Origin of the sequence: Novosphingobium olei (genome assembly GCF_037076535.1) — a bacterium.
Lineage (GTDB): Bacteria > Pseudomonadota > Alphaproteobacteria > Sphingomonadales > Sphingomonadaceae > Novosphingobium > Novosphingobium olei.
The window spans coordinates 3,879,618-3,892,189 of the sequence record NZ_AP029021.1; the positions used below are offsets into that span (position 1 = coordinate 3,879,618).

12 protein-coding genes are annotated in these 12,572 nt (G+C 66.7%); 7 read left to right on the forward strand and 5 right to left on the reverse strand.

The genetic code is table 11. The features are described 5' to 3' along the window. Window positions 1–80 precede the first annotated feature (80 nt). The 4 genes from AACH40_RS18380 to AACH40_RS18395 all read left to right on the forward strand — a co-directional run bounded on the left by AACH40_RS18380 (window position 81) and on the right by AACH40_RS18395 (window position 5,582). Window positions 81–914, forward strand: coding sequence for a fumarylacetoacetate hydrolase family protein (locus AACH40_RS18380; RefSeq protein WP_338643611.1), 834 nt, complete (start codon window positions 81–83; stop codon window positions 912–914). Window positions 915–984: 70 nt separating this feature from the next. After that, a complete protein-coding gene (locus AACH40_RS18385; RefSeq protein WP_338643612.1) occupies window positions 985–3,336 on the forward strand; it encodes a TonB-dependent receptor in 2,352 nt (783 codons plus the stop codon). 72 nt (window positions 3,337–3,408) lie between these two features. Further along, window positions 3,409–4,245: an alpha/beta hydrolase gene (locus AACH40_RS18390; protein ID WP_338643613.1), complete on the forward strand. Its 837-nt coding sequence runs from the start codon at window positions 3,409–3,411 to the stop codon at window positions 4,243–4,245. A gap of 20 nt (window positions 4,246–4,265) precedes the next feature. Continuing rightward, entirely contained in the window at window positions 4,266–5,582 is a 1,317-nt protein-coding gene (locus tag AACH40_RS18395) for a family 1 glycosylhydrolase (RefSeq protein WP_338643614.1), read from the forward strand. A 62-nt stretch (window positions 5,583–5,644) separates the two neighbouring features. Here AACH40_RS18395 and AACH40_RS18400 read toward each other — a convergent pair whose 3' ends face one another. Together AACH40_RS18400 and AACH40_RS18405 are read right to left on the reverse strand one after the other, a co-directional pair. Then, entirely contained in the window at window positions 5,645–6,169 is a 525-nt protein-coding gene (locus AACH40_RS18400; protein WP_338643615.1) for a DUF1993 domain-containing protein, read from the reverse strand. Window positions 6,170–6,295: 126 nt separating this feature from the next. After that, window positions 6,296–6,709, reverse strand: a complete 414-nt coding sequence (locus AACH40_RS18405; RefSeq protein ID WP_338643616.1) for a hypothetical protein — start codon at window positions 6,707–6,709, stop codon at window positions 6,296–6,298. A 207-nt stretch (window positions 6,710–6,916) separates the two neighbouring features. On the opposite strand from AACH40_RS18405, the gene AACH40_RS18410 reads away from it, so the two are divergent. From AACH40_RS18410 to AACH40_RS18420, 3 genes are all read left to right on the forward strand, one after another. After that, window positions 6,917–7,693, forward strand: coding sequence for an SDR family NAD(P)-dependent oxidoreductase (locus tag AACH40_RS18410; RefSeq protein WP_338643617.1), 777 nt, complete (start codon window positions 6,917–6,919; stop codon window positions 7,691–7,693). Between the two features lie 196 nt (window positions 7,694–7,889). Continuing rightward, complete coding sequence (locus tag AACH40_RS18415) at window positions 7,890–8,426, forward strand: hypothetical protein (protein ID WP_338643618.1); 537 nt, start codon at window positions 7,890–7,892, stop codon at window positions 8,424–8,426. A gap of 71 nt (window positions 8,427–8,497) precedes the next feature. Further along, window positions 8,498–8,881, forward strand: a complete 384-nt coding sequence (locus tag AACH40_RS18420; protein ID WP_338643619.1) for an EthD domain-containing protein — start codon at window positions 8,498–8,500, stop codon at window positions 8,879–8,881. A gap of 24 nt (window positions 8,882–8,905) precedes the next feature. On the opposite strand, the gene AACH40_RS18425 is transcribed toward AACH40_RS18420, so the two are convergent. The 3 genes from AACH40_RS18425 to AACH40_RS18435 all read right to left on the reverse strand — a co-directional run bounded on the left by AACH40_RS18425 (window position 8,906) and on the right by AACH40_RS18435 (window position 12,304). Continuing rightward, a complete protein-coding gene (locus tag AACH40_RS18425) occupies window positions 8,906–10,666 on the reverse strand; it encodes an AMP-dependent synthetase/ligase (RefSeq protein ID WP_338646191.1) in 1,761 nt (586 codons plus the stop codon). A 112-nt stretch (window positions 10,667–10,778) separates the two neighbouring features. Next, window positions 10,779–10,967 carry a DUF1289 domain-containing protein gene (locus tag AACH40_RS18430; protein ID WP_338643620.1) on the reverse strand — a complete coding sequence of 63 codons (189 nt, stop codon included), beginning with the start codon at window positions 10,965–10,967 and terminating at the stop codon, window positions 10,779–10,781. Further along, on the reverse strand, window positions 10,964–12,304 hold the full coding sequence (locus tag AACH40_RS18435) for a M20/M25/M40 family metallo-hydrolase (protein WP_338643621.1): 1,341 nt from the start codon (window positions 12,302–12,304) through the stop codon (window positions 10,964–10,966). The genes AACH40_RS18430 and AACH40_RS18435 overlap by 4 nt, the downstream gene beginning before the upstream one ends. Window positions 12,305–12,572 lie beyond the last annotated feature (268 nt).

Consider the following 12,572-nt stretch of genomic DNA (forward strand, 5'->3'; position numbering starts at 1 on the left):
CCTTTGTCGGCGCGACGGCGGTGGTCCTGCTGGCAGGACGCCATGCCGGCGCGAGGACCGGGCGACGGGGAGAAAAGACAATGACGCAGTACATCAGTTTTCGCCGCCCGGACGGGACCAAGAGCTTCGGCAGGATCGACGGCGACAGCATCGACGATCTGGGCACCCCCGGCGTCGCATCGTTTCTCAAGGACGCGCTTGGTGGCGATCTGGCCGCGCTGGTTCCGACCGGTCGTTTCGCCCGCAGCGCCGTGCGTCTTCTCCCGGTGGTGCCCAACCCCGGCAAGATCCTGTGCATCGGGCTGAACTACGCGACCCATGTGGCCGAGACGGGACGCGATCAGAAGGAATACCCTGCGGTCTTCACGCGCTGGGCCGACACGCTGGTGGCCGATGGAGAGCCGCTGCTGCGTCCGGTCGAAAGCACGCGGTTCGACTACGAAGGCGAACTGGCCGTGGTCATCGGCAAGGGCGGCCGGCGCATTGCGCGTGCCAATGCGATGGCGCATGTCGCCGGCTATTCGGTGTTCAACGATGCATCGGTGCGCGATTGGCAGCGCCACAACATCCAGTTCACGCCGGGCAAGAACTTTCCAGCCACGGGGGCCTTCGGTCCCGCTCTCGTGACGCCGGACGCGGTCGCCGACCTGTCCAGCCAGCGTGTCACGACCACGCTCAACGGGCAGGTGGTGCAGGATCAACCGATCAGCGACCTGATCTGGGATATCCCGTTCCTGATCGAATACTGTTCGACCTTTACCGAGCTCCACCCGGGCGATGTCATCGCCACGGGCACGCCGGGCGGTGTCGGCGACAAGCGCAATCCGCCGCTCTACATGAAGGCGGGCGACCGCGTCGAAGTCTCGATCGGTTCGATCGGCACGCTGAGCAACCCCGTCAACGACGAAATCTGACCAACCTGCCGCGCGAGGCGAGGGGGTCTCAAGTCGCGCGGCCAATCACTGGAAGTTTGGGGAGTAGATCATGAACCGTTTCAACCGTTCCGCCCTGCTGGGCGGTCTCTGCCTTGCTGCGTTTTCCACCCCGGCCTTTGCACAGGACGCGGCGCCGCCGCAGGACGCCGCGGTTGCCGCGCCGACCGACGTGGGCGAGATCATCGTCACCGCCACCCGCCGCGCCGAACGTCTGCAGGACGTGCCGATCGCGGTTTCGGCCGTGACCAGCCAACAGCTGGCGGCCACCGGGTTCAAGGACCTCACCAATATCCAGTATTCGTTCCCCTCGGTCCAGTTCGGCCAGACGCCGAACGACGCCGGCTTCCGCATCCGCGGCGTGGGCACGCTGGGCGGCTTCACCAGCTCGTCGGAACTGCCGGTCGGCCTCGTTGTCGACAACGTGGTGATCGGCTTCGGCAACCCGGTGCAGTCGCTGGGCGATCTGGAACGCATCGAAGTGCTGAAGGGCCCGCAGGGTACGCAGTTCGGCAAGAACGCGTCGTCGGGCGTGATCAACATCACCACCAAGCGTCCCGACATGGACAAGGTCTCGGGCTCGCTGTTCGGGTCTTACGGGTCGCTCAACGAACGCGACATCCATGGCTCGGTCAACCTGCCGCTCGGCAAGACCGCCGCGCTGGCCATCTATGCCTTCGACCGCGAATTCGACGGCTATGTCGATAACGTCGTTCGCAACGAAAAGTGGGGCGGCCAGCACAACTATGGCGGGCGTGCCAAGCTGCTGTGGGAGCCGAGCGATGCGCTGTCGATCTACGTGATCGGCGACTATTCGAAGACCAAGACCAAGGGCCCCGGCCAGCTCTGGACGCTGAACCATCTCGATGCCAACCTGACGGCACCGGGCGGCCTTGTCGGCCTGCCCTTCGTCAACCTCGCCGCGCTCGGCGTGACGATCAACGAGCATAACGACAAGTCGATCGACGATGGCGCCGGCTACAGCTCGGTCGAATATTACGGCGCCTCGCTCCAGGCGGACCTGAAGCTGGGCGACTACACGCTGACCTCGATCACCGCGTTCCGCGAACAGAAGGAAGGCGCCTTCGCCTTCTCGATCGACGGCCTGCCGTATGAAAAGTTCTATGCCCGTGATCCCGGCCAGACCCGCCGATCCTATTCGCAGGAACTGCGCGTGACCTCGCCTTCGGGCCAGGCGCTCGAATTCATTGCCGGTGCCTTTGCCTCGCGCCAGGAAACCGGCATCGGCCTTGGCCAGAGCGCGATCCTGCGTCCGGCGATGCCGTATTCGACGTTCCCGACCGTGTCGATCACCGCCGGGTACAACCATACCGACACCACGACCAACAGCATTGCCGGGTATCTCGATGGCAAGTTCCACGTGTCGGACACCTTCGCGCTGCTCGGTGGCCTGCGTCTGACGCACGACAGCGTCACGTCGCACAACTACAGCACGGTGGACCCTGATCTTGCGCCCTTCGTGCCGCCGATGCCGTCGAACGGCTTCACGCCGTCGGGAACCGTGCCTTACGCAACCCGCGATTTCACCACCGGCAAGACCAAGGCGACGAAGCTGTCGGGCCGCGCCGGCGCGGAATTCAAGCCGAGCCGCGATCTGCTGTTCTATGCAACCTATGCGCGCGGCTACCTCGGGCCGACGGTGACCTTCTCGGGTCTCACCGGCACGCGCAGCAACGTGAAGCCGCAGCAGGTCGACGACGTGACGGTCGGCGCCAAGATGCAGTTCCTCGACCGGGCGCTGACGGTCAACGTCAACGCCTTCTGGGACAAGTACAAGCAGCTGCAGACATCGGTGTTCAACGGCCAGGAGTTCCTGACCGAAAATGCCGGCGCCGCCGAAGCGAAGGGCTTCGAGGTCGAACTCGTCATGCGTCCGACCCGGTCGCTTTCGTTCAACGTCTCGTACACGTACTCGGACGCCAAGTTCACGGACTACCTGACCGCTTGCACCGATTACCAGAACCGCACGGGTCTGGCCGCCACGGTGTGCGACAGCTCGAGCGGCACGTCGCTGTACCAGGCCGCTGGCGAAGCGCTTCCGGGTGCGCCCAAGCATGCCGTCACGGCAGGCGTGTCGTACGAGCAGCCGATCGGCGATGCGCTGAAGTTCGACTTCGCGATGAATTCCTCGCTGCGCAGCGACGTGTCCTACGCCGTGGGCGATCCCTACCAGCACCAGGACGGATACGTCATCGTCAACGGCAACATCGGTCTTGGTTCGATCAACGATCGCTGGCGGGTCGGCGCCTTCGTGCGCAACCTGTTCAAGCAGGACTTCAACGCGGCGGTCATCAGCCTCCCGTTCACCAGTGGCGGCTACGTCAACTGGCGCACGCGCGAAGCCGAACGCACCTTCGGCGTCAGCCTCGAAACGAAGTTCTGACATGAAGGCGGGCGGCGGCTGGTTGTCGCTGCCCGCATCCCCTCGCAGCAGGACGATGCGATGAACCTTGGCATGACCCGCACAGCCATCGCTGCAATGGGGCGGACGCTTGGCCCCGCCGTCATCGAACAATGCCGCGCGCTGTTCGAACAGGAACAGCAGGCGCTCATGCAGCGCGTGCCCGCTGCTGCGGTGGACCGGTGCTATGGCGATCACCCACGCCAGACGCTCGATCTCTACGGCACGCCGGCCGGGGCACCGGTACTTCTTTTCGTCCACGGGGGCGGTTTCCGCGTTGGGGACAAGGGCGGCGCCCACGATTGGCAGAACGCTGCGGTCGGGCGCATGGTGGCCGAAGCCGGAATGCTCGGCGCGGTCATGAACTACCGGCTGCTGCCCGATGCGGCGTGGCCTTCGGGGGGCGAGGACGTGCTGGCCGCGTTCGACTGGCTCGTCGCCAACGCCACCGGCTTCGGCGGTGACCCCGCCCGCATCGTGCTGGTCGGCACGTCGGCCGGCGCGGTGCACATCGCCACCGCGCTCAAGCTGCGACACGATCTCGCCGCCGCGGGCCTTGTCCTGCTATCGGGCCTCTACGGCTGCACCCCGCTCGATGACAGGGACCTGCCCTACTACGGCCCTCAGGCCGATTATGCCGCCCGGATGCCGCTCGACGCGCTGGTCGATACCGCGCTGCCATTGCTGGTGGCCTGTGCCGAATTCGATCCTCCGCGGTTCCAGGCGGAGTTTCTCGGGCTGATGTCGGCGCGTCTGGAGCGTCACGGCGCGATGCCGCGCGGGTACATCGCCAGCGGGCACAATCATTACTCGATGGCGATGCACCTTGGCACCGACGACCGTCGTCTTGCCGACGAGATCGTCGGCTTCATCGGCCAGCACTGCGCCTGACATTATCGAAAGGAACGAACGTGATCGATCGCCGCACGCTTTTGGCCGCGAGTGCCGCGCTGGGCGCCGTTCCCGCGTTTGGCCGTTCGCCAGTGCGCCAGGCCGCCGGCCCCTCGGGCTTTCCCCGAGGCTTCCTGTGGGGCGCGTCGACGGCCGGGCACCAAGTCGAAGGCAACAATACGAACAGCGATTGCTGGCTGATCGAGCACGTTACGCCAACCCTGTTCCGCGAATCTTCGGGCGATGCCTGCAACAGCTTCCTGCTGTGGGAACAGGACCTCGATCTGGTCAAATCGATCGGGCTCAACAGCTATCGCTTCAGCATCGAATGGGCGCGGATAGAACCTGCCGAAGGCGAATTCTCGGTGGCGATGCTCGATCACTACAAGCGCATGATCGCGGGATGCCGGGCGCGGGGGCTCGCCCCGGTCGTGACGTTCAATCACTACAGCGCGCCACGCTGGTTCGCTGCGGATGGGGGATGGACCAATCCCAAGGCGCCCCTGCGCTTTGCCCGGTACTGCGAGCGCGCCGCGCGCCACCTGGCCGGCGACATGGCGATCGCGATGACGCTTAACGAACCCAACATCAACCACCTGTTGCAGCTGATTCTTCCGCCCGAAGCGATCGGCGGCATGCGGGCGATGCTGCAGGCGGCCGCCCGTATCAGCGGTTCGGCGAAGTTCTCGGTCGCCAATGCGGTGGACCCAGACGACTTCGAGGTGTTTACCCGGACCATCATCGCCGGGCATCGCGCCGGTCGCGATGCGATCAAGTCGGTCCGCCCGGACCTGCCCGTCGGCTTCAGCCTCTCGATGCTCGACGATATCGCGGTCGGCAGCGCCTCCATGCGCGACCGCATGCGCGAGCGGCTCTACGGCCCGTGGCTCGAGGAAGCGAAGCACGACGATTACCTCGGCGTGCAGAACTACGAGCAGGCACGCTGGACCTCCACAGGGCGGTTGCCGCCCGAAAGGCCCGTCCCCGGCAATCCGCTGGGGGCCGATGTCAGCCCGCTGTCCCTGGCTGGCGCGGTCCGCTTTGCCCATGCCGCCACGGGAAGGCCGATCCTGATCAGCGAACACGGCGTCAACACCACCGATGATGCCGTGCGCGCGGCTTTCATCCCGGCATCGCTGCAGGCGCTCAAGGGCGTGATGGACCAGGGTGTGCCGGTTCTCGGCTATCTCCACTGGTCGCTGCTCGACAACTACGAATGGGTCTCGGGCTTCCACGGCAAGCTCGGCCTTGCCTCGGTCGATCCGGAGACGTTCGCGCGTAAGGCCAAGCCCAGCGCTGCGGTTCTGGGCCGGATTGCCACCGCCAACGCACTCTGAGCAGCGCGGCGGCAGCGCAGTACTGCGCCGCCGCCGGTCGCTTGCCCGCCAACTCTTGCGAGTCAGCCCTGCTTGAGCCGCAGCTGGCCCACGAAGTCGCGCTTGCCGATCGGCACGCCCTTCGCCCGCAGGATGTCGTAGGCGGTAACCGTGTGGAAATAGAAGTTCGGCAGCGAGAACGTCATCAGGAACTCCTCGGCGACGAATTCGAGTCGGAAATCGCCCGCAATGAAGGTCACGTCGCGCCCTTCGAGCGCGCCGACCTCTGCCGGGGACAGCGATTCCAGACCAGCCTGCGCTTCGGCGACAACGGCCTTCAGGTCGGCAAAGCTATCGGGCAGCGCATCGCGTGAAGGCGAGAACTGGCCCTGCTTTGCCCCGGCGATCGCGCCCAGCGAATGGACTGCAGCCTGCTTCACCTGAAACGCCAGCGGCAGCATGTCGTCGATCAGCCGCGCACCGACCAGCTCGGCCGGATCGATCCCCTGTTCCGTGCAAAAGGCCTCGGCCTTGTCCAGCACCCCGGCAAGCGCGCCAAGGATCTGGCGGTAGGTGGGCACGGTGGCGGCGTAGAGCGAAAACGACATGATCTTCCTTCCCATTCGAGCGGCACCGGCGCGCCTCTTGCCGCTCCGGTCCGCCGTCCTGTTATCGCCCCCCGCCGGCCCTGCCCAGTGTCGCTCCTGCCACTATGACGCGTGCCCGGAGCACGGTCAGTTCATGATCGAGACCGAGACCTGGAATGGCACCGGGCGTTTGGTCCGGGTCACCGCGCCCATGGTGTAGACGCGGATGCGATACTGGCCGGTGCGCGGCAGGACCACGCCGGTGGCGTCATTGCCGTCGATCGAGCTGTTGTAGATCGCCTCGCCGGTGCTGCCCGGCGGCATGATATTGAAGTATGCTGCCTTGGTGATCAGCGACACGCCCATCTTCTGGCCGCCGCGCGCGCTGATCAGGTAATCCTTGTAGGTATCGCCGACGATCGCGCCCTTGACCGAAGCGTTGTCGTTGCCCTTGGCAAAGGCGATCACCTGGCTTGCCTGCGCCAAGGCGGGCGCGGTGCTGGCCGGCCCTGCAACCAGCGCTGCCCCGATCAGCATGGCACGGGCAAAAATCCCTTTCATCGCGATGTCTCCTTGCGCGAAAGTTGCCGGGCAGGGGCGTGGACGCGACGTGGCCGCCTACCCGACGGGAAGGAAACTGGCCTGCCGGGCGCGCCATCGCCATTGGCAAATGGTGCCAGCTTCTGGGCAATCAGCGCAGGCTTGCAGCGCGGCGATGATCGGTGCAGTCATGTTTGACCAGAAAACGTACGAGAGGATCGAAGCCCCATGCAGCAGAAGGACCCCGCGCGCAGCGTCGCCGGATTGACCGCCATCGTCACCGGGGCCGGCAGCGGCATGGGGCGCGCCACGGCCGAAGTCTTCGCCCGCGACGGGGCCAATGTCGCGCTGTGCGACATCAATGGCGAAGCGGCCGAGCGCGTTGCGCAAGCCATCCGCGATGCGGGCGGATCGGCCCGGGCATGGCCGCTCGACATCACCGATCGCGGCGCGCTCGAAGCGTTCGTTGCCGATGTCGCCGCCACCTTCGGCGGGATCGACGTGGTGGTGAACAATGCCGGCATCGCCGCGGCCACCCCGCTCGAAGATCCGACCTACGATGCGGTGTGGGACCGCACCATCGCAGTGCTGCTCACCTCGCACCAGCGCATGATTCGCGCGGCGCTCCCCTGGCTGCGCAAGTCGACCTCGCCGCGCGTGGTCAACATCGCCTCGACCGAGGCGCTGGGCGCAACGCTGCACCAGAGCGCCTACAGCGCGGCCAAGGCGGGCGTCACCGGGCTGACCCGCAGCCTCGCGGTGGAATTTGGCAAGGAAGGCATCACCGTCAACTGCATCTGCCCGGGCCCGATCCTGACGGGCATGACCGCGGCGATCTCGGACGAACACAAGGAGCTTTACGCCAAGCGCCGCACCGCGCTGCGCCGGTATGGCGCGCCCGAGGAAGTCGCGCACATGACGCTCAGCCTGTGCCTGCCAGCCGCCTCGTTCCTGACCGGGGCGACCATCCCGGTCGATGGCGGGCTGATGGCGCGCAACGCCTGATCCGGACCTGCCAGCCGCAGCAGATTGCAAGTCTTACCGGCTTGTCCATCTCCCATGGGCCAAGTCCTTGGGCACGCTGCGGATCGTCCACTTAACGACGCCCTAACCACGCGACCGCTAAGGTTTGCCTAGTCGCCGGGAGCAACGTCCGCTTCCCGGCGACACGGAGGTAGCCTGACATGTGCGAGAGCGTGCGATGACCGGACCATCCCGCAGCGGCTGCGCCACGCAGATCCTCTCCGAGATGCGCGAATTCGCCGGTTTCACCGCCGGTGCGCAGCGCTACATCCGCCGCAGCCTCGATGTCGGTCTGCTCCGGGAGGATGCCTTCCGTCTCTGGGCGCGCGATGCGGCTGAAACCGCCTCGATCCGCACGCAGTATCTCGTCTACGAGGAACTCGACCAGGTCCGCGCCATGCTCCCCGAAGGTCCGGCTGCAGCGGGGCTCGAAACCTTCGTCGGCAAGCTGCTGCGCCTTGCCGCTTTCGATCTCGGGCAGAACTATCTCTGCGGCTTTCCCGCCTTCCGCTTCCTCTACGAACGCCTCCTCGGCCCCGACGTGCGGCCGTGGCTTCCCGCCGCGTTCTGCGGCGCTGCCGCGCTGCCCCAGATTGCGCCAGCCCGCCGCCGCGTCCTGCTCCAGACGATCAGCGAAGCCGCCGCCACCGCGCCCGGCTGGTCCAGCCGCCCGCCGCGCTTCTTCCCCGAATTCGTCGAACTCGAAGTCGCCTGAAGCGCGCGCTTGCGCCGGTCGGCGCCCTCGGCCACCCTCTTCCCGCAAAACAATCCGGGAAGAGGTTCGACATGCTCAAGATGGTCTACTGCATCCGCCGCCACCCCGATCTCTCAGTCGAGGAATTCCAGCGCTACTGGCTCGAACAGCACGGGCCAAAGGTGCGCTCGGTCGCCGAAACCATCGGTGCACGGCGCTATGTGCAGAGCCACACCCGCCTGCCCGACTACAACGAATCCTTCCGCCCCACGCGCGGCCTGAAGGAGGGCTACGACGGCATCACCGAAATCTGGTGGGACAGCATGGAAGACTTCGCCCGCGGCAATTCCGAAGCCGGCCGCGATGCCGCGCAGATGCTGCTCGACGATGAACGCGGTTTCATCGATTTCGCCAATTCCTGCGTGTTCATGACCGAGGAGTTCGAGATCTTCGATCTCGCGCCCACACCCGCCTGAACCCGCCGTGCTCGCCCGCCGGCGTCAGCTCTTGTAGAGCGAATCGATCCGCGCGCCGTACCGCTCGCGGATCTTGTGGCGGCGGATCTTCATCGACGGGGTCATCTCCTCGTTGTCGATGCTGAACGCTTCGTCGGCGAAGGCGAACTGGCGCACCTTTTCGATCACCGAAAGGTCCTTGTTCACCCGATCGACGCCTTCGCGCACCGCGTTGCGGAAAGCGGGCAGGTCCTGCAGCTCGTTGAAGTCGAAGTGCTCGCCCTGCGCGCGCGCCCAGTCCAGCGCCCATTCGGGATCGGGCACGATCAGCCCGACCACATAGGGTCGCTTGTCGCCCGACACCATCGCCTGCGCGATCTCGGGCTGCAGCGTCAGCATGCCCTCGATCTTCTGGGGCGATACGTTGTCGCCCTTGTCGTTGACGATCATGTCCTTCTTGCGGTCGGTGATCTTGATCCGCCCGCGCTCGTCGATGTGGCCGATGTCGCCGGTGTGCAGCCAGCCGTCGATGATCGTGCGCGCGGTCTCGGCCGGATTCTGCCAGTAGCCGTGCATCACCAGCTCGCCGCGGACCAGGATCTCGCCATCCTCGGCGATCTTCACCTCCACGCCCTTCATCGGCGGGCCGACGGTGTCCATCTTCAGCCCGGCGCGCGGGCGGTTGCACGAAATCACCGGCCCCGCCTCGGTCTGGCCATAGCCCTGCAGCATGGTCAGCCCCATCGCGTCGAAGAACACGCCGACTTCGGGGTTGAGCGGCGCCCCGCCCGAAACCATCGCCTTGATCCGCCCGCCGAAGCGCGCGCGGATCTTGGGCCGCAGCGCCGCGTTCAGCACCAAGTCCATCGGCGCATCGACCAGCCGCTTGCGGCCCTCGGCCTTGCGCGCGCCGATCGCCAGCGCCCGGCCCATCAGGTAGTTGGCGAGCTTGCCCTGCTTTTCGACCTGCTTCATGATCCGCGTGCGCAGCACCTCGAACAGGCGCGGCACCACCACCATGATCGTCGGGCGCGTCTCCTCGATGTTGCTGGCGAGCTTTTCCAGCCCCTCGGAATAGTAGATCTGCGCGCCGATGCCGATCGGCAGGTACTGCCCGCCGGTATGTTCATAGGCGTGGCTCAGCGGCAGGAACGACAGGAACACTTCCTCCTCGATCCCGAAGTCCTCGGCCAGGATCGTCGCCGCGCCTTCGACATTGGCCAGGATCGCGCCGTGGTGCTGCATCACCCCGCGCGGCGCGCCGCCGGTGCCGCTGGTATAGATCAGGCAGGCGGTATCGCTGCGCTTCAACCCGGCGATCCGCGCATCGACCGCCTTGCGCGCCGCCGCGCCATCGCCGCTCGTCAGGCTGTCCCAGTCATGGAACGCCAGCACGCCCGCCTGCATCCGCTTCAGCGGCTCGATGCCGATCACGTGCTCCACGCAAGGCGATCGCAGCGCGGCGGCCAGCAGCGGCGCGGCAAGCTTCGGGGTCGACACGATCACCGCCCGCGCGCCCGAATTTTCCAGGATGTGGTGATGATCGCGCTCGGTGTTGGTGGTGTAGGTCGGCACCGTCACCAGCCCTGCGGCCATGATCGCCAGATCGGCAATGCACCATTCGGGGCGGTTTTCCGACACGATCACCACCCGGTCGCCGTCGTTCAGCCCCAGCGCGCGCAAATGCTCGGCCAGCAGGCAGACCTTCTCCGCCACCGCGCGCCAACTCTGCTCGCGCCACTTGCCTTCGCGCTTGGCCCAAAGGAACGGCTGCTCCCCTTTCGCGTCGGCCCGTGCGAGGAACATCGCCACCAGGCTCGAAAAGCCGCCAAGATCCGAAATCTGTACCAAGTTGCGCGATCCTCGTCCCGTTTTGACAGACGAACCTAGAGTCCGCCCGCCGTAACGGCAAGCCGCGTCAGGGGCGTGACTGTCCGGCGATGCGCGCCAGGATCGCGTGCTTCTGCGCCGCGCTTGCCGACAGCCACGCCGCGATCTCCTCGATTGTGCGCGCGCAGCCCGCGCACGTGCGCGTCGCCCGGTCGATCGTGCAGACCCCGGTGCACGGGCTGGGCGGATGCGCCCCGTCCGGACGGCACGCGCTCACCGCTTCTCGGCTGCCAGCCGGCTCATCAGCAGCGCCGCGCGCTTGGCCTGGAGCCAGATCGAAGGCACGTCGACCGTCTCGGCCGGGGTATGGTCGCCGCTCGATGCGGGGCCCAGGCCGGCCAGGCCCGGCACGTCGGCAGCCACGAAGCTGATGTCGCCCGCCCCGCGCTTGGCGGGATCGAGCGCGGGCATCGCGGGCAGCCCCAGCGCCGCGTTGACCGCGTTGAGCTTGCCGAGCAGCGCCTTGTTGGCTTGCGTAGGCGCCATCGGCGGATAGCCGTCCTCGAACGCCAGCCTGGCGGTGGCGCCGGGATAGGGCCGCGCCACGATGGCCTGCATCTTCGCCACCGCCGCCGCATGCTGCTCGGGCGAAAGCGTGCGCAGGTCGCCGCGCGCCAATGCCTTGGCCGGGATGATGTTGGTCTTGCCGCTCGCGCTCACCCGCGCCTGGTCGGCATCGAGCGTGGCCAGCGCGCCCCCGCCGATCAGCCCGACGTTGAGCGTCAGGTTGGGCTCTGGCACTTCGGCGCGGAAGGCGGCGATCATGCGGGCGAGGGCATAGATCGCGCCATCGCCATCGGCACCGAACACGCCGCTGGAATGGCCCGACTTCGCCTCCACGGTCAGCGTCCACGAAAACGCCGAACGCCTTGCGATAGAGCCCATGTCCACCGGCTTGCCATCGGCGCCTGCCATCCGCACCAGCCCCTCGAAATCGAGCGCGGCATCCGCCCGCTTGCCCGCCGCGATCAGGTCGGCGCGCGCCGCGCTCTGTGGATCGCCCGCGTCCTCCTCGTCGCCGGTCAGGAACACCTCGATGTTGGCACTCTTCAGCGTGCCCGCCGCCTGCATCGCGCGCAGCGCGGCCAGGATCGTGACGACGCCGCCCTTGTCGTCGGCCACGCCCGGGCCCATCGCCTTGTCGCCGGCGCGGGTGAACTTCTGGAAAGGCGAATCCGGCTCGAACACGGTGTCGGTATGCCCGATCAGCAGCAGCCGCCTGGCCCCCTTCGTCCCGCCATGCGTCGCCAGCAGGTGACCGGCCCGCCCGGTCTGCTCCATCGGCAGGAACGTGACCTTGAAGCCCAGCGCCTCGAACTCGGGCGTCAGCATGGCGATCACCGCCTTGTTGCCGGCGATGTTCCGGCTGCCCGAATTCTGGTTCACCAGCTTTTCCAGCAAGGCGAGCGTGCGCCCCTGCTCCTTGTCCACCGTCGCGATCATCGTCCGCTCCTGAGGCGATGGCGCAGGCGGCGCGGCCAGGGCCGGCAGCGAAAGAGCCAGCGAAGCAAGCGGAGCGATCAGCAGGCGAACGGCGGGTCTGTTCAGGCGCATGGGGCAGAACATAGCCGGTCGGTCGCCCGATGCCAGCGCCGGATCGCGCCTGCGGGCGCAATTTCCTTGCTTTTGCGCGCAATGCGTTTATATGCAGCGCAGCAAGACCGGCGACGGAGCATTTCGTCGCACGCTCGGGCAAGCGTGAGATCCGCCGTTTCGACATGGTGAGATCCGCCCCAGCCGCACGGGCCTTGCCTCACCTGCTTCCCCTTTCACGCACGGGTCGCGCGAACGACGACCTGTCGCGCGCCGCCCATCCGTTGGC